This is a genomic window from Pseudocnuella soli, assembly GCF_004347775.1.
Lineage (GTDB): Bacteria > Bacteroidota > Bacteroidia > Chitinophagales > Chitinophagaceae > Flavisolibacter > Flavisolibacter aquaticus.
Genome location: NZ_CP037755.1, coordinates 4,253,468 through 4,273,534, shown reverse-complemented (window position 1 = coordinate 4,273,534; position 20,067 = coordinate 4,253,468). Strand labels below are relative to the sequence as shown.

General features: G+C 49.4%; 23 protein-coding genes. 8 read left to right on the top strand and 15 right to left on the bottom strand.

The window, feature by feature from the left end; all coding sequences use genetic code 11:
• The first annotated feature begins 435 nt into the window (after positions 1-435).
• Together EPD17_RS17585 and EPD17_RS17580 are read left to right on the top strand one after the other, a co-directional pair.
• Entirely contained in the window at positions 436-2,403 is a 1,968-nt protein-coding gene (locus tag EPD17_RS17585; protein ID WP_240040660.1) for a lamin tail domain-containing protein, read from the top strand.
• 391 nt (positions 2,404-2,794) lie between these two features.
• Positions 2,795-5,650, top strand: a complete 2,856-nt coding sequence (locus EPD17_RS17580; RefSeq protein WP_132055837.1) for a T9SS type A sorting domain-containing protein — start codon at positions 2,795-2,797, stop codon at positions 5,648-5,650.
• On the opposite strand, the gene EPD17_RS17575 is transcribed toward EPD17_RS17580, so the two are convergent.
• From EPD17_RS17575 to EPD17_RS17565, 3 genes are all read right to left on the bottom strand, one after another.
• Entirely contained in the window at positions 5,625-5,882 is a 258-nt protein-coding gene (locus EPD17_RS17575) for a hypothetical protein (protein WP_132055836.1), read from the bottom strand. The two genes, EPD17_RS17580 and EPD17_RS17575, sit on opposite strands and share 26 nt — an antisense overlap.
• A 147-nt stretch (positions 5,883-6,029) precedes the next feature.
• Complete coding sequence (locus EPD17_RS17570) at positions 6,030-6,446, bottom strand: DUF4293 domain-containing protein (RefSeq protein ID WP_132055835.1); 417 nt, start codon at positions 6,444-6,446, stop codon at positions 6,030-6,032.
• A gap of 148 nt (positions 6,447-6,594) precedes the next feature.
• Positions 6,595-7,875: a serine hydroxymethyltransferase gene (locus EPD17_RS17565; RefSeq protein WP_132055834.1), complete on the bottom strand. Its 1,281-nt coding sequence runs from the start codon at positions 7,873-7,875 to the stop codon at positions 6,595-6,597.
• A 274-nt stretch (positions 7,876-8,149) separates the two neighbouring features.
• Between EPD17_RS17565 and EPD17_RS17560 the strand changes: the two genes are divergently transcribed.
• Positions 8,150-9,142 (top strand): sugar phosphate nucleotidyltransferase, encoded by a 993-nt coding sequence (locus EPD17_RS17560; RefSeq protein WP_132055833.1) that lies wholly within the window; start codon positions 8,150-8,152, stop codon positions 9,140-9,142.
• Positions 9,143-9,295: 153 nt separating this feature from the next.
• On the opposite strand, the gene rnk is transcribed toward EPD17_RS17560, so the two are convergent.
• From rnk to EPD17_RS20055, 3 genes are all read right to left on the bottom strand, one after another.
• Positions 9,296-9,691: a nucleoside diphosphate kinase regulator gene (gene rnk, locus EPD17_RS17555; protein WP_114234860.1), complete on the bottom strand. Its 396-nt coding sequence runs from the start codon at positions 9,689-9,691 to the stop codon at positions 9,296-9,298.
• Positions 9,692-9,726: 35 nt separating this feature from the next.
• The gene (locus EPD17_RS17550) at positions 9,727-10,185 is read right to left on the bottom strand and encodes a hypothetical protein (protein ID WP_132055832.1); all 459 of its coding nucleotides are present in this window, start codon (positions 10,183-10,185) and stop codon (positions 9,727-9,729) included.
• Between the two features lie 141 nt (positions 10,186-10,326).
• The gene (locus EPD17_RS20055) at positions 10,327-10,503 is read right to left on the bottom strand and encodes a hypothetical protein (protein WP_165929652.1); all 177 of its coding nucleotides are present in this window, start codon (positions 10,501-10,503) and stop codon (positions 10,327-10,329) included.
• 483 nt (positions 10,504-10,986) lie between these two features.
• Between EPD17_RS20055 and EPD17_RS17545 the strand changes: the two genes are divergently transcribed.
• Positions 10,987-11,946 (top strand): NAD(P)H-dependent flavin oxidoreductase, encoded by a 960-nt coding sequence (locus EPD17_RS17545; protein WP_132055831.1) that lies wholly within the window; start codon positions 10,987-10,989, stop codon positions 11,944-11,946.
• 40 nt (positions 11,947-11,986) lie between these two features.
• A complete protein-coding gene (locus EPD17_RS17540; protein ID WP_165929651.1) occupies positions 11,987-12,403 on the top strand; it encodes a carboxypeptidase-like regulatory domain-containing protein in 417 nt (138 codons plus the stop codon).
• A gap of 205 nt (positions 12,404-12,608) precedes the next feature.
• Here the strand turns inward: EPD17_RS17540 and thpR are convergent, their stop codons facing one another.
• Positions 12,609-13,199, bottom strand: a complete 591-nt coding sequence (gene thpR, locus EPD17_RS17535) for an RNA 2',3'-cyclic phosphodiesterase (RefSeq protein ID WP_132055829.1) — start codon at positions 13,197-13,199, stop codon at positions 12,609-12,611.
• A 220-nt stretch (positions 13,200-13,419) separates the two neighbouring features.
• Positions 13,420-14,124 (bottom strand): hypothetical protein, encoded by a 705-nt coding sequence (locus EPD17_RS17525; protein WP_132055828.1) that lies wholly within the window; start codon positions 14,122-14,124, stop codon positions 13,420-13,422.
• 297 nt (positions 14,125-14,421) lie between these two features.
• Between EPD17_RS17525 and EPD17_RS17520 the strand changes: the two genes are divergently transcribed.
• Together EPD17_RS17520 and EPD17_RS17515 are read left to right on the top strand one after the other, a co-directional pair.
• Complete coding sequence (locus EPD17_RS17520) at positions 14,422-14,703, top strand: hypothetical protein (RefSeq protein WP_132055827.1); 282 nt, start codon at positions 14,422-14,424, stop codon at positions 14,701-14,703.
• A 79-nt stretch (positions 14,704-14,782) separates the two neighbouring features.
• Positions 14,783-15,220: a response regulator gene (locus tag EPD17_RS17515; RefSeq protein ID WP_165929650.1), complete on the top strand. Its 438-nt coding sequence runs from the start codon at positions 14,783-14,785 to the stop codon at positions 15,218-15,220.
• A gap of 93 nt (positions 15,221-15,313) precedes the next feature.
• Here EPD17_RS17515 and EPD17_RS17510 read toward each other — a convergent pair whose 3' ends face one another.
• From EPD17_RS17510 to EPD17_RS17500, 3 genes are read right to left on the bottom strand one after another with little or no spacing between them, the layout of a single operon-like run.
• Entirely contained in the window at positions 15,314-15,892 is a 579-nt protein-coding gene (locus tag EPD17_RS17510) for a chemotaxis protein CheB (protein ID WP_114234868.1), read from the bottom strand.
• Complete coding sequence (locus tag EPD17_RS17505; RefSeq protein ID WP_240040659.1) at positions 15,874-16,707, bottom strand: CheR family methyltransferase; 834 nt, start codon at positions 16,705-16,707, stop codon at positions 15,874-15,876. The genes EPD17_RS17510 and EPD17_RS17505 overlap by 19 nt, the downstream gene beginning before the upstream one ends.
• 52 nt (positions 16,708-16,759) lie before the next feature.
• The gene (locus EPD17_RS17500) at positions 16,760-17,128 is read right to left on the bottom strand and encodes a response regulator (RefSeq protein ID WP_132055825.1); all 369 of its coding nucleotides are present in this window, start codon (positions 17,126-17,128) and stop codon (positions 16,760-16,762) included.
• Positions 17,129-17,494: 366 nt separating this feature from the next.
• Between EPD17_RS17500 and EPD17_RS20050 the strand changes: the two genes are divergently transcribed.
• The gene (locus tag EPD17_RS20050) at positions 17,495-17,644 is read left to right on the top strand and encodes a hypothetical protein (protein WP_165929649.1); all 150 of its coding nucleotides are present in this window, start codon (positions 17,495-17,497) and stop codon (positions 17,642-17,644) included.
• Between the two features lie 119 nt (positions 17,645-17,763).
• Here EPD17_RS20050 and EPD17_RS17495 read toward each other — a convergent pair whose 3' ends face one another.
• From EPD17_RS17495 to EPD17_RS20045, 4 genes are all read right to left on the bottom strand, one after another.
• Positions 17,764-17,979 (bottom strand): hypothetical protein, encoded by a 216-nt coding sequence (locus EPD17_RS17495; RefSeq protein WP_114234870.1) that lies wholly within the window; start codon positions 17,977-17,979, stop codon positions 17,764-17,766.
• Between the two features lie 261 nt (positions 17,980-18,240).
• A complete protein-coding gene (locus EPD17_RS17490; protein ID WP_132055824.1) occupies positions 18,241-19,191 on the bottom strand; it encodes an NAD(P)/FAD-dependent oxidoreductase in 951 nt (316 codons plus the stop codon).
• Between the two features lie 84 nt (positions 19,192-19,275).
• Entirely contained in the window at positions 19,276-19,773 is a 498-nt protein-coding gene (locus EPD17_RS17485) for a DUF4251 domain-containing protein (RefSeq protein WP_132055823.1), read from the bottom strand.
• 35 nt (positions 19,774-19,808) lie between these two features.
• A complete protein-coding gene (locus EPD17_RS20045; protein WP_165929648.1) occupies positions 19,809-19,970 on the bottom strand; it encodes a hypothetical protein in 162 nt (53 codons plus the stop codon).
• Positions 19,971-20,067: the final 97 nt, after the last annotated feature.

Genomic DNA, 20,067 nt, shown 5'->3' with positions numbered 1-20,067 from the left:
CCACGCAACAGTAAGTCGCAAGGACATTCTTGTCAAGTGAATATCACCGTAAGCAGCATTGGTCAATCACCCTTTTGTATCAATGGAAGTACTAGCGCCTCTGGCACCATTACTTATGCTTCCAACCTCCCGCTTACAGAACAATTAAATGCTTACCTGAGCACGGCAAATGAAAGTTTTACAAATGCGCTGCTCATTGGGTCGGCCGCCGTCAACGGAACGACAGGTACAATCAATGTAACCATTCCTGCAAACTTACCTTCTGGTGAAACCTATCGCATTAGGGTTGATGCACCAACCGCACAGGTTTACGGTCAACCAAGTAGCCCGGTAGAAATAATTAATGGTGCAAAGAATGTTTCAGGTATTCAGTTTTCACCTGAGCCTACAACTTTAAAAGTTTATTGGGCCAACCCTCCTGGCTGCTTTGATGAAATGATGATCGTAGGAAAAACAAGTGCTTTTACAGGGCTTCAGCCTAGTGGCGACGGGTCTGCATATACTGGTGATCTGGATTTCACCGGAAATGGAACTGCTTTTGATGGCGGCAAAGTATTATATAAAGGCACAGAAAAGGGTCAAATAATCACTAACCTCATCACGGACCAGCTTCTCTATATAAAAATATTTACACGGCGGGGAACAGACTGGAGTACTGGTTTAGAAGCATCGGCAAAACCTCGGCAACTGCCCGGTCCTGGCGATGTAGTGATCAATCAGTTCAATCCTGGGTACAATTCTGTTAATGCCAATTACGAATATGTGGAGCTGGTTAATAAAACCGCGACTACCATCGATCTATCAGAATTGGCTATTAGATATCAAGCACCTACTACGGGAAACTTAGGTGTTGCCGGCGGCAATTTAACCGGCATCATGCCGCCACATAGTTATTGGCTGCTTACAGCATATCCCGCTAACAACCCGAGTGAAGAAATCACTGTTGGTGTAACTAAGAGCCTGACAAGAGATGGCAATATATCTGGCGGCATGGGTGCTACCGCAGGGCAAATCGCACTTGTAAGAAGAACTGATGACATGGTATTGGATGCGGTACGATATGGCAATGTAAGTGCGGGCACTTATGTAGAAGGCACCCCTTTACCTGCGCCATCTAATGGCAGTGGTTTCAAAAGAGTAACCGAGGGCAAAGATCTTGGTAATAACAGTACTGATTTTGTTGCCGTACCCACTTCGGCAATTGACCTCCGCAACAGCCAAAGCCGCCTGGCTAAAGATGGTGCTGTAATTTCCGCCGCAACCAACCTAAAGCGCATATACGTTACCGGTAATGCGCAAATAGCCAGCAACATGGTGCTTACCGAGAAACTGGTGCTGCAGGCAGGAAAGCTTGCACTGAATGATTTCTATTTGACCACGCAAAACATTGAAGGTGGCAACGCCAACGCCTATGTACAAACCAACGGCACCGGACCATTAGCCATTCCGGTGACCGGCGCCACGCCCATTCTTTTCCCAGTTGGACGCAGCACCTATAATCCTGTGACGCTACAACATCCTGGCAGTTTATCATGGAGCGTAAACGTGCTCGACGCCGTGCAGGCTACCAACCCGGATGGTGCAGTGCAGCGTACCTGGAACATTACGCCTTCGGCTGTGCCCACCACCGGGGCTACTGTAAGCTTTCAGTATGATGAAGGTGATGCAACCCAACTTGGCTCCGCATTCGATGTAGCGGATCAAGTGCAGGTGTACCACCAGCATGAGGGTGTTTGGAAAAAAGCAGGCGACCCGCTCAACCCGGCAGGAACTCCAAGTGGTATCCGCACCGTAACGCTGTCCGATTGGACGCAATTTTCCGCTTTTGCGTTGAACGGAGCTGCGCAAGGACCGCTGCCTGTAAAGTTTGCCGGCCTGCGGCTGTTTGCACAAGGCACCAACCTGGTGCTGCAATTTACCGTGCACAACGAATTGGGCGTGGACCACTACAAGGTGGAAACATCTGCTGATGGCCGCAACTGGGAAGTGCGTGCCCTGTTGAAACCGCAAAGCAACAGCGGCGCTACGGTGCAATACGAGTTCAGGGATGGCCGCCCGCTTGTGGCCGACCGGTACTACCGGGTGCAGGCCATGGAAGAATCAGGTGTTGTATCGTTTAGCGGTGTGGCCCGTGCCCGTGCCAAGATAGCGAACCCTGGCCTGCAGGTAGCACCCAACCCGGTGGTGGGTACCAACATGCAATACACCTGCGGCGGCATGCCCGCCGGCAATTATACGGTGCGCATATTCAATGGCGCCGGCCAGCCGGTGCTGGTTACCCGCATGGTACACGCCGGTGGCTGGCTCAGCGCCAACTTGGTGCTGCCCCACCTGCAGGGCGGCTGGTACGTGCTGGAACTGGCCGGCCCGCAGGCAGTGCGACAAACGTTTTTAGTGCGTTAAGCGGAGGTTTAGGTTTGGCACAGGAGGGGCATGGCAACATGCCCCTTTTTTTATAGCCGGCAGCCGGTGGGAGATGGCTGGTAGCTGCCAGATGGTTGATGTTAGACGACAGATAACAGCCTGTTGCCGGGAATTCCGACATCCGAAATCCGCCCTCCGAAATCTCCTAACCGCTTGTGCTACTGTTGGGCTTTGTATTAACGAAAAATATATTTTTAACGTCATACAATTATCGTTGGCTACGTAAAAACACTGTAATACATTTACGGCCTCTGCATCAACCAAAACTGGTTCGTAGCCGATCCGTCCCATCTTCCTCTGAAAATTTCCTTCGTACTTAATTCAATCCCTGTGGTAAACAAATCTTTTTGTTAACCAATCAAACTATTGTATGAAGAAAATTTTACGCAAGTCACAACTTTTCTTTTTGAGAAGTTTTTTCCTAACACTTTGCCTCTTTTCACTAAGTATTTCTTACGCGACTACCTATTATTCGAAAGCAACAGGCAATGCTAACCAGTTTGGAACCTGGGGTACTAACCCGGTTGATGGCACTGGAACTTCTCCAAGTAGCTTTTCAACAAACGGTGATGTGTTTGTATTGAGAGCTGCTTCAACTCTTACTTTAAATAGTAATTTTACTATTGGTAGTGGTGTTGTTTTGGAGTTTCGAGGAACGATTAACGTTACTGGTAATAATGACGATATTTTTATTAACGGTGTTGTAGAATTTTATGGAACAACTGCAAACCAAGTAACTTTATCAGGTGGGGGTAATGGGAACAGTTTTGTTTTAGGGGCAAACGCTACACTAAAATCGGCCAATCCGAATGGGATTTCTTGTAGTAATTGTTCCTTACCTATAACATCATTGCCAGCATCGGATAAAAGAGTTGTAACTCTTCCGACAACAGCAAATTATGAGTTTAATGGCGCTACCCAAACTACAACTGGTCTTCCTGGCACTGTCAATAATTTAACCATTCGTAGCACGGGAACAGTAAGCTTAGCTGCTGATGTTGATGTTAATGGTAATCTCAATATTGCTACAGGTACATTGAATGTTTTTGGTAGGGATATGACCGTAGCAGGTAATTGGACCAGTTCAGGAACGTTTGTTCCCGGTTCAAGAAATGTAACTTTTGATGGGACTGGCGCTCAAGCCATTGGTTCTGTTTCAGGCAACTCCAACTTTTACAACGTTGTATTTACAGGTTCTGGTGCAAAAACTACCGGAGGAAATGTAAGCATTGCCAATAATTTGGTTGTAACGAGTAATCTGACTGTAGGTGCTTATGATTTTTCTGTTGGAGCAGCTACTACAGTTGCCGGGACCTTAAACCACAATAGTGCTACTGGTACAAAAACCTATTCGGGAAATGTTTCAATCGGTGGTACCTGGAATAATAATGCAGGTAATTCCGCTATCACCTTCGGTGGTAACCTTACAAACAATGGTGTTTTTAATGCCGGAACCGGTATATATTCCTTTACCGGTACTAATCGGAACATCGGGGGAACTTTAGAAATTCCAAATGTAAATATCACAGGTAGTTACACCAATAACGGAACCCTAACAGTGGCCTCCACCCTGGCTGGAACAGGTAGTTTATCGCAAGGAATACTATCCACACTTAACATTGGTGGCACCGCTACAGTGGCTACACTGGTGGCTGCAGTGGTGGCAAGTTCCGATGTGAACACCGTAAATTACACAGGCACTAATCAAATTGTAAAGCAAACAGAATATAGGAACCTGACGTTAACTGGCAGTGGAACTAAAGATCTGAATGGCGTGTCTTCTATACTTGGCAACTTAACTCTTGCTGGAAGTGCACAAGCAACTGCAACTAATTCTTTAGCAATTGGTGGAAATGTGTCCATTGGTTCTGGCACTACATTTACAGCCGGTGATTTCACCCACACCGTTGGCGGCAACTGGACAAATAGCGGTGGAACTTTCATACCCGGCTTGGGCACTGTAACTTTTAACAGTGCTGCGCAGCAAGCAATTGGTGGTTCTTCCCCAACCACGTTTTATAGCCTGACCATAAATAACCTAGCAGGCGTTGCGTTTGAGCAAAACGGTTCTACTGCTGGTTTGACACTAACAAACGGTAAGCTTTTTATCCGGCCCGGATTTACGCTCACTAAAACCACACCAGCGCTTGTAATTGGTAGTTCGTTTGCCGCGGACAAGCATATCGTTACGGAAGTAAATGCCACTACCGGTGCGAAAGGTATCTTTCAGGTAAATGGAATTGTTGATCCTTTTGTTGCCCCAATCGGCAATGGAACATATTATCTGCCTGCAACTGTTGATCCGATTACAGCAACTGATTTTCGTTTCGTTGTATTTGCACCGCTTACTGTCAACGGGCAACCTAGTGGAAGCTTGGCTAGCGCCGATGACCTTAGGAACTTAGTTAATGTAGTTTGGCAAATCGACCGTCTGAATAATAATGCTGAGCTCTATAAGATGGAATTGCGTTGGCCGGGAACTGCAGTTGAAGGGTCAAACTTCCAAGGCGCTACGCAAATTGGTATTCGCCGATTTAATGCCCCTGGTGAATTGAGCGAAACTGATGATGATGCAGCTTATAGCAATGCCAACACCGCAGAAGGGAATTTTGCAACACTTGAAACAGAGCAAGTTGGTTCGTTTACCATTGGTTTAGCAGGCGGCAACATTGCCCTCCCCGTTCGCTTCGCCCATGTAAAAGCAACCCGCAAAGGTGCTGGTGTGGATGTATCCTTTGCCAACCTGACAGAAGAAGAAGTAGTTGTTTACCATGTTGAGCGTTCCACCAACGGTTACCAGTTCCAATCAATCGGTACCATTGCGCCTAAGGCCAACAACAATAGCCGTGTAGATTACCTGTTCAATGATGCTGCTCCTGCTGCCGGCAACAACTACTACCGCATCCGTGCCGTGGAAACCGGCGGCAAGCAAGTGTACAGCTCGGTAGTGAAAGTGGGTGTGAGTGGTGCGGCCGCTTCGCTGGTGTTGTACCCCAACCCTGCATCTAAAGCTTCGGGCATCAACCTGCAACTGGCCAACCTGCCTGCCGGTGTGTACAGCATCCGCCTGTATAACGGCAACGGACAGGTGATGGCTGCCAAACAACTGCAGCACACAGGCGGCTCGCTGTCCGAAGCACTGCCCCTGCAAGGTGCCGGTGCCGGCCGCTACGTTGTAGAAGTGAAAGGCGCGGTTCAGTTTACGCAATCATTCCTATTGCAATAAAACCTAACCCATTAATAAATGGCATAAACGCCGGCAGCAATGCCGGCGTTTTTTTGTGGGTGTTATTCCGGTATGCATCAGCGCCGTCATTGCGAGGCGCCGTAGCCGCTTTGTCGTTTAGGAGTTTGTTGCGCCGAAGCAATCTCCTGTATGCATATTTCGGTCGCTGTACATTATGCGGATAGTGGTGCATGATCGGGGAGATTGCTTCGGCGCAGATGATGCGGGGCATAAACAGCTTTGCTATGCGCCTCGCAATGACGGGGTTGGTGTCTTTCCGCAGCGGCGTCGATGGCGGTGTTGCACAACAAAAAAGGCTGCGGGAAGCAGCCTTAATTTTTTTATGATAATGATTTGTTTTACAATAAATCAAACAACATTACCGGAACCGGTTCATGCTGCGGATCAATTTTTCATCGGCGCGGATGCCCCTGGCCGCCAAGATAAATGCAACAGCCATGGCAAAATAAAATACCGCCCAAATAGATACCGTGCCGCCGTTGAACTCGTTGATGAGGAGGAGGTAAATGGCCAGCAGCGCCAGCGACAGAAAAAGCCCCAGGTACACCAGGCGCAATTGCAACTTTCTATTGCTAAATAAAAAAATTGTAGCAAATGCCAGCACACCGGTAACCACCGAAATAACGGTGAGGTACAGCGTGGTTTGTGCGTTCAGGTCAACCGGCGCCACCACTTCATCGTGCAAGTAATCGCCGTTGTAAAAAGGCACTTTGAAAGTGATTGCATCAAAACCCGCCGCCAGCAGCAGCCAGATGCTTTGTATTCGTTGTAACATGTGTTTTTATTTAAGATGATTGATGGTAGATGATGGATGATGGTTGTTTGCAAGCCGACTTATCCGATGGAATACTTCTTATACTGCACATTAAAGTATTTCAATTTCTTCTTTGCTATCATCTACCATCCATCATCTATCATCCCAACTATCCCAGTTCCGGGTACAGCGGAAAGCCTGCCATGAACCGGTTCACTTCTTTCGATACGGCCGAAACTTCGCCTTCGTTGTCGAGGTTCATCAGCACCCGGTCAATGAGGGCTACCACCGTTTCCATGTCGCCTTCTTTCAGGCCGCGGGTAGTAATGGCCGGCACACCCACGCGGATGCCCGAAGTAACAAACGGGCTTTTATCATCGTAAGGCACTGCGTTTTTATTCAGCGTAATATGGGCACGGTCCAGCGTTTCCTGTGCTTTTTTACCCGTAATGTTTTTGTTGCGCAGGTCAATCAGCATCAGGTGGTTGTCGGTGCCGCCCGAAATAATATTGTAACCGCGGCCTACAAATGCAGCCGCCATCGCCTGTGCGTTTTGCTGCACCTGTGCTGCATAATGCGTGTATTCATCCGAAAGGATTTCGCCAAAAGCAATGGCTTTTGCAGCAATCACATGCTCCAGCGGACCGCCCTGGATGCCAGGGAACACCGCCATATCCAGCAGGTTGCTCATCATGCGGATGTTGCCCTTCAGGTCTTTCAGGCCCATCGGGTTTTCAAAATCTTTACCCATCAGGATCACACCGCCGCGGGGGCCGCGCAAAGTTTTATGCGTGGTAGAGGTAACAAAATGGCAATGTTCAAACGGGTTGCTCAGCAGCCCTTTTGCAATAAGGCCCGCAGGGTGCGCAATATCAGCCATCACAAAAGCGCCTACTTCGTCGGCCACGGCGCGGATGCGGGCATAGTCCCAATCGCGGCTGTAGGCCGATGCGCCGCAAACGATCATTTTAGGTTGTTCGCGGCGGGCCACTGCCTCCAATTCTTCGTAGTTAACCAGGCCGCTGTCGCGGTGTACGCTGTAAAAATGAGGCTGGTACAGTTTGCCGCTAAAGTTTACCGGCGAGCCGTGGGTAAGATGGCCGCCCATGCTCAGGTCGAGGCCCAGAATTTTATCACCGGGTTGCAGCACCGCCAGGAAAACCGCGGCGTTGGCCTGTGCGCCACTGTGGGGCTGCACGTTGGCATAGGCGCAACCAAATACCTGCTTGATGCGGTCGATGGCCAGTTGCTCGGTTTGGTCTACAATTTCGCAGCCGCCATAATAGCGGCGGCCGGGGTAGCCTTCGGCGTATTTATTGGTCATAACGCCGCCCATGGCCTGCATTACCTGCAGGGAGGTAAAATTTTCCGAAGCGATCAATTCGATGCCCTGGCGCTGGCGTTGCAGCTCCTGATTAATGAGGTCGAAAACCTGGGTGTCTCTTTGCATGTTGGATGGGGTTTACAAGTTCACGAGTTCACAAGGTCACAAGTTCACCGGTTTTTAAACCAACTGGTGAACTTGTGACCTTGTGATCTTTCAAACTTTTTGTAGTGCGCTGCAAAGGTAAGTGCCGGCGCATTTGCCCGGTAGCAAACGTCAAGTTTTTGATTTGTTGAAAATGGTTAATTTCGTCCGCTTCGATGCACCGCGGCAGCGGTCATTTGCAGGGGCTGATGGACGTGGAAAAGAATGGTGAACAGGCCCATCAAAAAACAAAATAATGAAAGCAATTATTCCAGTGGCCGGAGCGGGTACCAAACTGCGGCCGCATACATATACACAGCCAAAGGCATTGATCCCGATGGCCGGGAAAACCGTGCTGAGCATCATCATCGACCAGTTGAAGGATGCAGGCATCAACGAGTTTATTTTTATTGTAGGCTACCTGGGCGAAAAGATCCAAGATTATGTAAACACCAATTACCCCGATATACAGGCGCATTTTGTGCGGCAAAACAACCGCGAGGGCATTGGCCATGCGCTTCGGCTAACCCGCCCCGTTGTAGGCGGCGATGAAGTGTTTATTGTGTTGGGCGATACTATTTGCGAATACGATGTGGCGGCGGTGCTGGCTAACCCCAACTCGATGGTGGGTGTGAAAAAAGTAGACGACCCGCGGGAATTTGGCGTGGTGGAATTCAACAGCGAAGGCACCATGACCCATGTGGTGGAAAAACCGCAGATCCCGAAATCGAATATGGCACTGGTGGGTGTGTACAAGATCCGCGAGTCGGACCAGTTGTTTGAATGCCTGGATGACAATATCCGCAACGGCATCCGCACCCATGGCGAGTACAGCATTTCCGATGCGCTGGATTGTATGATCCGTAAAGGCGTGAAGATTGTGCCGTTTAAAGTAGAAAGCTGGTTCGACTGTGGTAAAAAAGAAACCCTGCTGGAGTCGAATGCAACGCTGCTTAAAAAGTTTGGCGATAAAGTGATCTGCCACGAGTGTTATGAAAACACCGTCATCATTCAGCCCGTGAGCATCGGGCCGGGCTGCACCATCCGCAATTCCATCATTGGTCCCAACGTAACCATCGGCGAAAACACCACGGTTGATTCTTCCATTATCCGGCAGTCCATCATCGGCACTTATGCCAACCTGTTTGATATTGTGCTGGACGAATCCCTCATTGGCTCCGATACTTCCATCCGCGGCGAAAGCCGTACACTGAATATTGGCGATAATACCAATATTGATTTGGGATAGGTAACTGGACCAGAGTAATTTCTAATAGTCATACATTCCCACAGCATTTTGTACGTTGACTATTTCCAATAACTAATTTGGCTAGCTATAAAACAATCGCGGCAGGCTTTCAAAGCCTGCCGCGATTGTTGATACAATCAATGCAGTGGCTTGCTATTCGTGTACCACGTCTAATATGGTAAAGGTTTTGGTGCCGGCCGGTACCGTCCAGCTCACCTGCTGGCCCTTGCAAAAGCCAATTAGTGCAGTGCCGATGGGCGACAGGATGGAAATTTTCCGCTGTTTGATGTCGGCCTTTTCCGGCGCTACCAGCGTTAGTTCCATTTCTTTAGAGGCTTTTTCTTCTCTTATTTTCACGGTCGAGTTCAGGCGCACCACATCCTGCGGCAGTTCTTCACGGCTCACCAGAATGGCCTTTTTTAATTCTTTTTCCAGTTCTTCGGCATCGTGCCGGTTGAATGAGGTGCGGCCTGCACCCAATTTAATGTAGCCCATGATGGCTTCGTAGTCGTTTTTGGCCAGCAATAGCTGGCCGCTCATTGTTTGCATGATGTACAATTTTATCGTGATCAATTTATTTTCGGCTATGCCTCATCGGTAGCCAGTGCAGTTGCCTGCCGGTTGCGGGTTTTGGGCGCCTTCAGCAGCCTCGAAAGCCTCGCTTCCCATTTCCTTGCTTTCTGCTCTATTTCGGGCACCCGGTACACGCTGTTGTATTTAGGTGTGTACAACGGAATTTCCACCTGCTCTTTATTGGCGTATTCCAGTTGCAGCACAATTTTCTTTAAATGGTGTTCGAGGTTTCCTCCAATCAGGTCGTCGGAGTGGATGGCGCCGTATACTTTTTTCACCGAGCATTTTTGTACCTCGTTGAGGTGTACAATCACCCGCTTAAACTGGTGCATGCCTACGCGGATCATCGCCACCAGCCTGCGGTTCATTTCATCCAGGCTAATTATACTATCGGCCAGTACCTCCTGTGCTGAAAACGGTGTTTTGTTTTCAAAACCTGCAATACTGAGCCGGTGCATCATCTTAAGCATAAGCTCTGTTTTTTTATTGTTAACTAAATAGCAAATGGGGCAGATCGGCAACCAATTGCTTTGGTGCCGGATCTGCCACCATTAACCATAGGGAAAATCTATTCGTTTCTGGTTGGCGTTATGTTGTGGCGAAATTTGTTTTTAAGAAATCCGGTTGCGGAAGACCAGGGAAAGCAACAACAACGGTACGGTAAGCAAAAGAGGCAAATACCCCGATACCTTGGAAACCAAACCCTGCTCCAGCACAAATGCATTGAGCATTAACAACATCAGCACTACTGCTCCGCCAACAGAAACCTTTTTGGGATTTCGTTGCATGGCAAAATGTTTCAATTAGAAAAATGAAATACCGAACGGCAGTACCCAAGCCGGTTACGATCGGGCTTGGGAAGAACTATTAAAGTCCTTGAAGGTGGAGAAGTAATATAAATGCGGGCAGAAAGGGGTAAACTCCGGGAACGACCAAGTATAACAATCGCTCATGTCCACCACCAAATGGCGGACAATGCATTGTTGTTGAATATGTTGTTGTACCTGGGTCATTATTACAAACTTAATGAATTTTTAGCCGTCACCAGTATACGGGCCACAAAAGGTAAGTTAAGAAAAAAGGTGCATCGCAAGTGCAGGCACACGTTTTTTTACAACCAGTTCTTAAACCATAGCAGCTTTTTTATGGATTAAAATAGTACGCATTAGGCATGCACAACCGGTTTGATGTAATGCAATTTGTTGCAAAATTGTATCGATTCATTTTTACCAACAACGGCGCAGCAAACAGCATTGCTTAATTTGCGCAGCATGAATGCATCGCGGATCAACACGCTTTTTGGTATCGAAATCCCGCTTATCCAGGCCGGTATGATCTGGGCAAGTGGCTGGCAGCTGGCATCGGCAGTGAGCAACGCCGGCGGGCTGGGTTTGCTGGGTGCGGGCAGCATGTATCCGCACGAACTGCGCCACCAGATCAGGCAGTGCAAAGCGGTAACAAGCAAACCATTTGGTGTGAACCTGCCCCTGTTGTATCCTGACCTGGAGCAGCATATCGCCATCATTATTGAAGAAGGAGTAAAGATCGTGTTCACCTCTGCCGGCAATCCAAAAACATGGACGGCGCATTTAAAGAATCACGGCATCACCGTAGTGCATGTTGTGAGCAGCAGCTTGTTTGCCCGCAAAGCCGAAGCCGCTGGTTGCGATGCCGTGGTGGCCGAAGGCTTTGAGGCGGGCGGCCACAACGGCCGCGAAGAAACCACTACACTGGTATTGGTGCCGGCCGTGGTGCAGGCGGTGCGTATACCGGTGATTGCGGCCGGTGGGATTGGCACGGGTGCACAAATGTTGGCGGCGCTGGCACTGGGTGCCGAAGGCGTGCAGGTAGGCAGCCGGTTTGTAGCCAGCGAAGAAGCAGCGGTGCATGCGAACTTCAAAAACGCAGTAATAAGCGCCGGTGAGGGCGATACCCGTTTGTCGTTGAAAAAGCTAACACCGGTGCGCCTGCTGCGCAACCCGTTTGCGCAGGCCGTGCAAGAAGCCGAAGCCCGCGGCGCTGATGCCGAAGAATTGCAGGCACTGCTTGGCCGTGGCCGTGCCAAGCTGGGTATGTACGAAGGCAACCTGGAGGAAGGCGAACTGGAAATAGGGCAGGTGAGTGCATTGGTTTCGGAGGTAAAGCCTGCGGCTGTTATTGTGGCTGAAATGTGGGAGGAATGCCGCTTTCAGCTACAGAAACTGGCAAAAAATGTTAACTTCATGTTGTGAAACGATAAGTGAGATTGCCAACGACTGCAAACGCTCTGAAATGAAATTGAGAAACATCCTGATGATTGGTGCCATACTGGCCAGCTGCCTGGTTGCGCAAACGGGTTTGGCCAACACCGGTGGCAACGGCGCTACCGAAACTTCCAGCAAAAGCGATATACTTGGTACTGTTTATACGGCCGATAGCCGCAAGCCGCTGCGCGATGTAGTGGTGACCGCTTATGCCAACAACAAAAAGGAAGGCCGTGCACTCACCGACAATGAAGGCAACTACTCGTTCAGCGACCTGAAGCCGGGCATGTACCGGTTGGTATTTGAGCGGGATGGCTACCGCAAGGTGAGCCGCGAAAAAGTAAAGATCAAAACCGATGATGGCCTGCAACTCAATATCGATATGGAAGAAATCCTCGACTTTGACTGGGTGCCTGGTATCTTCAATTTTTCCGGTGGTGAATAAATAAGTTTATACACGAAATAGAAAAAGCGGTAGCTGCATGTTGCACTACCGCTTTTTTATTGGAGCAATCTTATCTGGTGGTTGTAAAGGTTGTACCGTTTTGCATTGGTCTGGATAGCTGTTTTACATCGCGTCGGTGGTGCAATTTTAAAAGCGTCTTTTATTGATAAAACAGCATTGAAGCCGCAGGCAAACAATGCTTCCACTATTCCCGGTTTGTTCCAAATGGCACATCGTACCAAACGTGCCAATGGCGGCCGTTGTGTTTTAAAATGGAAATGCTCGCCACTTCCCATTCTACCTGGAATTCTTTTGTTGCAAAATGCGGCCATGCCTGTGCAAAATGTTGTGGCCGCAGGTCGCGGGTAGCCAAGGTAATATGCGGGTGGAAAGGCCGGTTTTCTTTTTTGATGTTCAGTGCGGGGTTGGCAGTAAGTGCGGTTTCCAGGTTTTGTTTCAACTGGTGCAAGGCATCGCTGTGTTGCACGGCCGCAAAAATGGTTCGGGGTTTAAAAGCTGAAAATCCTTGCGTCGATAAAACAAATGGGCTTCGATTTTGGGCAAATTGTGCAACGGCAGCGGCCAGTGCTGCTTCGGCCGAAAGCGGCATCCAATGCGGCGGCACCAGCGTAATATGCGCTGGCGATTTCAGCCCAACAGTGCAGCCAAACTGGTCGCGGAACCAATGCTTCCATTGCAGCACCTGCTCATTCATGGAGGGGGGCAACACGACGGCTATATAATACATGTAGGCTGCGGGCCGCGTCGCATCGATATGGGGCGATTCGTTGTTCATCTTTTTAATGGGGCAATGCCTGTACCAACAGACCTCATTTTGTGGATGAAAAATCTATTAATATGCCTTTTAGAAAAGAGGCAGTTCAAAGCAAATTTCATTTATAAAAAACAATAGCCGCACCATGCACGGTGCGGCTATTGTCGGCGACTACATTCAATGAGCCTATTTATCGGGAAGCCGAATATTTAGCAAGCCTGTCGGTGGCTATTAAATATGGCTATTGCCACACCTGCTGTTCCTTTTTTATCTGCAGGCCATTGATGTCTTTAGTAATTTTTAAGCCTTTGTGTTTATTCAAAAAGCTGCGGTGTTTTTCATAAACCGCACTGGGTTGCTCTTTGCCATCGAGTAGCAGCTTGCCCGCTTTTTCTTCAACCCGGTATGCATCTTTCTGAATCAGTCCATCAGCAATCAGCGTGTTTACAAACGCTTCAAACTGGCGCATTTCGGTGGCGGCTGCAGCCATATGCTCCTGCGCCTTTTTCATTTCCGCTGCTACCTTTTGTTGCAACGTAGCGTTATGGATCTGCAAGTCTTTGCTGTCTCGCATATGTTGTATAGCCTCCTGCGCATTTTGTAACGCCACCGCCAGCTCCTTTTTAATCTCGGCCCGCTTGGCTTCCGAAAGCTGCGCTGTTGCTTCGATGTTTGCGGCAGTTGCTTGTTCCAGCTGGCGGATCATGTTGTTCATTTCGGCCACATCCGGCAACGGCGGCACGGGCACTTTCAGGTCTTTTAGGCTTTTGGCCAACTCGGCCTGTGCCCGTTCAATGGCTTTTTGCGCATCTTCAAAGTTTTCAATTTTGGCAGGTGGCTTGGGTGCTGCAGGTGGCGGCGGCGCAGTTTGGGCGGTGCCGGCCAGGAACATACCACAAGCCAATGTTGTGGCCAGGATCATTTTGTGAGAGGGGTTGTTTGCCATGTTTGTTGATTTTGATTGAAACACGAATTATTTCGTACAATTTATACGATTTAATTCGTAGTTGCGCTGAAATTTATTTTTTTGAACAATTATCAGTGTAAGCGGAAAGCAAGCGCCGGATTGGGATTGGGCTTGATCGTCACCTGCTCCCATATGCTTCGCTTTATTTTGCCTCCCTATTTTCTGCAGCCGCCCTTTCTTCCTATTTTTAGGGGCCAGGCAGCGCTGATAAATAGGTCTGGATAAATAGGAGCCACCCACATCAATATTGGAGCATGACCAATAGGCGCATGTTATTTGATGTATATTTTTCGGGAGAACATTGATATGAAGCCGTTTGATTTTTCGCTGCTGTCGCAACACGACCAAATGGACCTGATTTATACCACCGGGGTGTACCTTGGAAAATATAAATTCGGGCGGGTTGTAAAAGTGTTGTATCAACTGGATTATTTTTACATCGAAATAGCCTATCGCAAGTATCGCAGCCATATTGAGTCAGTACGATGTTTTGAGTCTACCGAACCATTGGACCCATACCTCGAACGGATCAATATCGAAGAGTTGATCAGTTGCTGACGCGGGGAGCAGCGCTTAAGCCACCATCCCTGCCGGCCACGCCCTTGCAGTAGCCTACCACAAGCCACCAATGACAAAAATGAACCCTCCAAAATATGTAGTGTTGTATGCCGACGACGACGCCGACGACCTGAGCCTGGTGCAGGAAGCGTTCAACCGGTATTCGGACAATGTAGAACTGGTAACCGCCACCGACGGCCTCGAAGCTTTATCTTATCTCAACAGCCTGGGCAATTTCGACCCGGTGCCCTGCCTCGTGATCCTCGACATCAACATGCCCCGCATGAACGGCAAGGAAGCCCTGAAAAAAATTCGCGACCTGGACCGGTTTTCCCGGATCCCGGTGGTGCTTTTTTCTACTTCGTCCATGCCGCACGACCGGGATTATGCCCGCCAGTACGGAGCCGGTTTTATCACCAAGCCGCTTGATGTGCGCCAGATTGAAGCCATTGCCGAAGAATTTGTATCGCATTGCGCAGAGGACATAAAAAAAGGCATCCGCAGGCAAACGTCCTGAGCATTTCAAAAATATTTTTCTTCGACACCACAGGTAATTGCCACGTGCAAGCCTGTGGTTTTTTATTGGGTAAATAAGAGGATGGCTTAAGGTTTACAGGTATTCCAGCAGGGCCTGGTGCAATTGGTTGCCAGCCACTACGCGATGACCGGGATGGAGTAGCAGCGCCTGTTGCGGCATGTAATACACTTCGGCTGTGGCGGGGTCCTGCACCAGCGTATCGCCACCCCGTTCCTTGATCCGCAGCAGCCCCTCGGCCCCATCGGCATTGGCGCCAGATAATAAAATGCCAATGGTATCGGCGCCATATGCGTAAGCCGCCGATTCAAAGCTCACATCGATACTTGGGCGGCTGTGGTGTACTTTTTCCGAATCGTCCAGAGAAAATTGGTGGCGGCCCTCCAGCAGCAGGTGATAATCGGGAGGGGCCAGGTAAATGCCGCCAGGCACCAGCGGGTCTTTGTCTTCCACTTCTCTTACCGGCAGGCTGGTGCGGCCTGCTAGCAGCCCCAACAGCACCGAGTCGGCCGACTGCTTTCGATGCAGCACGATTAACACGGCTGCATGGGGCAGCGCGGGTAAACCGGCTACAATGGAAAGTACGATTTCCAAACTGCCTGCCGAGCCGCCAATGACCACCAGTCGTTGCCGCCTTAGGCTATCTTGCGCCATATCTTTTCTTTTTCGGCAATAGGTGCATATTTATGGGCAATGCCCGAGAAGCGTATGTTTTCCTTGGTGCCCAAAACCAGGAAGCCCAGTTTTTCCAGGCTTTCATCAAACAGCTGCAGGGCCTGGTCCTGCAATGTTTTATCAAAATAAATAAGCACGTTGCGGCACAGGATCAGTTGAAACTCGTTGAACGACCGGTCCGAAACCAGGTTGTGTGTAGCCGTGATCATGCGTTTTTTAAAACGATCGTCAAATTTTGCCCAGTCGTATTTAGCCGTATAATAATCCGAAAATTCGCGGGTGCCGCCGGAGGCAATATAGTTTTCGGAGTACTGCTTCATGTGGCGCATGGGAAAGATGCCCAGCCTTGCCTGTTCCACCACCGCGGGGTTGATGTCGGTAGCATACAACAGCGACTTGTGCAACAGGCCTGCTTCTTCCAGCATGATGGCCATGGAGTACACTTCCTCGCCGGTGGCGCAGCCTGCATGCCAGATGCGGATAAAAGGATGCGTGGCCAGCACGGGCAACACCTGGTTGCGGATGATGCGGTAAGCCTGCGGGTCGCGAAACATTTCGGTTACGTTCACCGTAATTTCCTCCACAAACCGCTTCAGGTAGCTGGCGTTGTTGCGCAGGTGGTATAGCAGTTCGGCAAACGAGGGAAAGCGGTCTACAATCAGCAGCCGGTTTACCCGCCGCCGCAGCGATGCACGGGCATAGTGGCTAAAGTCGTAGCCATATTGTTCGGCCAGCTCCAGCAGCAACTGGTCCAGTTCTTCTTCCTTAATAATAGCCGTTTCTGTAGGGTTCACCGTTGTTCTGCTTTACTGTGTGCACTCCTTTGCAAGTGTTGTTCTCTGGAGGTTATTTCAAATAACGGTCCAGTAGCAATAAAAGTTTAGGCACGTCTACAGGTTTGGAAAGATAATCATCGGCACCGGCCTCAAGGCAGCGTTCCCGGTCGCCGGCCATGGCCTGCGCCGTAACGGCAATAATGGGAATATGGCCCCAGGCGGGGTCGCCTTTGAGCATGGGAATGGCCTGGTAGCCGTCCATTTCGGGCATCATAATATCCAAAAGTATCACCCCGGTTTGCGGATGTTGCTGCAGCAGTTGCAGTGCCTCGGCCACGGTTACAGCCGAAATGACTGTGAAGCCTTTCGATCGTAGCGTGGCGGTTAGTGCAAAAATGTTCCGGCTGTCATCGTCAACAATCAAAATAGGGGCGGCCATGCAAATAATTTGAAACAAAGGTGCAGGCAAAAAGCCAAGTGTAGTGTTTGCAGTGGTAAAACTTTAGCTGAAAAATGTTTGGGAAAAGATGCCCGATGTTTCAGAGCAATACTCGATGGAAATTTTGCTGCAGATGCATTTTTTCGAAACAATGATCTAATGCATCGCAACAATATAGGAGCAAACCGCAAAACCATTGGATGGTAAATTTCAATCAGCGCAAACTTTTGTTACAGCCTAAAAATGCACAGCATCCAGGAATTTACATTTTCCCCGAAAACAAAAAAAGCTACCCTTTGAGATGAGGTAGCTTTTAGTAAATGTTTTTGTGCGCCCAGCACTTTTTTACCGGATAAAAATGCCTTAATGCAGGAACAACTCGCGGAAAATCTGCGGATCCGTTTTCATGAGTTTGTAGCAGAAAGTCATCAGTACGATGGAGGCAATGAGCAGGGCGTCCACATATTGGCGCCGCTGGGGAGTGCGTTGGTTTTGGCTAAAAAAGTTCATGTTTAATTTTCTTACGGTTTTGCGGATTGAAATGGCATAGACCCACAGGCAATGATGCCTGCTGTGTGGGTACAAATGCAGGGTAAAAGTAATAAATAGCCGCCAGCTTTAGCGCTGGCCGGCTGTTATTTGCGCATAATAACCCGAACAACCGTTTCGGGGCTTGCGGTAGAATGGCTGTGGTGCACATCGAGCACCGAATAATCGTGGATGCGGTAACCCTGGCTGTAGTGATCGCGGATCTCGTTGTTGTTGCGAAACAGATCGCCGCGTTTGCAGATCTGGGTCAGGCCTTCTTCACCGGAAGCGTTGGGTACTATTACTGTTAATTGCTTTTCCATATGCTCAATAATCTGGGGTTTACAACAGTAAAAAAGCTGTGCCGGGGCTTTTTTCTAATATACAGTTATTTTGGCGGCTGTAAAAGTAAACAGCGCCTTTTCTCCATGCAATCCATTTTTGTACCGAAATGCGCTTGCCCATGTTCAATGGAGGGAAGAGGCTATGAGTGGTGAGGGAGGAGCTTTGATCGACAAGTTGCGAGCATCGAGCAAAGCTGAGTCTGCCTACTCACAACTCAAAACTCAATACTCACGACGCTGCTACGCAGTAGCAGCCACCTCCGGCCATTGTTTCGCCGTTTTGTTGTTGCGGTCGGTAATTTCTTTTTGCAGTTCTTTGTTGATCATCACACCCGCTTTTGCGCCCTCGGCAGCGGCAACTACTACAAAATGCATGTCGCGGTCGGCATCGCCGGCCACATACAGCCCCGGCGTTGATGTTTGCTGGTAGCGGTTGGTGATCACCACGCCTTTCTTGCTCACTTCACAGCCAAAAGTTTCGTACAGGTCGCAGTGCTGGGTGTAGCCGTTTACAAAAAATATAGCATCGCAGTCGCGGGTTTTGTCATTTTTAAAAACAATGCGCTCCAGTTGTGTGCCTGTTCCTTCCAGCCGGTCAAAAACATCGTACACCACTTCAACGCCGTTGGCTTTTAACTGTTCAAGCTGTTTGGGTTTTACATGGCGGCGTCCGTCGGTGTACAGCGTTACCTGGTCGGTCCAGCCTTTTAATGCCAGCGCCAGCTCCCAGCCATCTTTGTTGCGGGCGTAGATGCCCACTTTCCGGTCCTGCACTTCCCAGCCATCGCAATAAGGGCAATGAAAAACCGAATGCCCATAAAACTCCTGGAAACCGAGCACCTCGGGCACATTGTCGATCAGGCCAGTTGCAATGAGCAGTTTTTTAGCATGATACAGCGCACCATCTTCATCCCGCACCGCAAACAGGCCGTCGCTGTTTTGGCGGGCATGGGTTATTTTTTTCATGATGCGTTTTACACCGTACTTATCCAGTTCGGTATGACAAATCTGTAAAAAATCAGTCGGTAAAATATCATCACGGGTAAGGTAGTTGTGCATGCCATGCGAGTATTGGTTGCGGTAACGTGCCGTATCAAAAACCACCACGCTCCGGCGGCAACGGCCCAGCACCACGGCAGCGTTCAGCCCGGCAGGGCCGCCGCCTATGATTATACAATCCTGCAATTCCATTCCAATCATTTGTGCATACGTTATCAAATACGGTGCTAAGTAAAAATTGGCACCGGCTGTTTCTTCAGCATTTGCTGCGTGTGATTACCTGCGTTGGGCCTGTATAAATCCGTTGTAGGAAATTTGCTGGCGGTTGTTGCTCACGGCAATCAGCGTAGCGTAGCCATTGGGGCTCACGCTGAGGATCAGTTCCCGTATATCGGTTTGGCCCCTTGGGCTGATGCTGATTTCCTGTCGGTCGTTGCCGGCCCCTGTGGCCGAATAGCTAAAATCCGTCAGTGTAAAATCCATCGGGCCCCGGTTGTTGCCAATAGGTGCCGTAAATGCCCGCCCGATGTAGGGCAGGTAGCTTTGCACGGTATCAGGGCTAATGCGCAGGAAAAAATCAGGCGTTACCTGCCGGGTACGGCCACCAATGGGGTTGATGGATTGGGGTATAAATACAAATCGGCGGGCCTGCAACAGGCTGTCGGCATTTACGCCACCGCCCTGCACACCGCCGGCGGTGCCGCATGCAGCGAGCACAACGGCAGCCACCAGGAATAGCACTATTGCAAATGAATTGCTGCGTATTTTATTCATAAGGTTTCCTTTGTTAATAGTGGATCAAGTCCTTTCTAGTCGCGTTCGGTCAGGGCTTCTTTTCGCTGTTGTTCCAATGCCGCTTCTTCCTCGGGTGTAGCCTCCCGGTCGGTGGCCGTCTCTTTAAATGGATTGGCTGGCCGCTGGCCTTCCTGTTGCGGTTGTGGCCGCTCCGGCTGATGTTGGTCCTTATCCATAGTTTCTATTTTACCTATATACTTCCCGAAAATGGGGCCAGAGTAAGCCCTGCTACCCGTGGCGAGGGTAATGGGCCAGCAGCTTTAACAGAATATG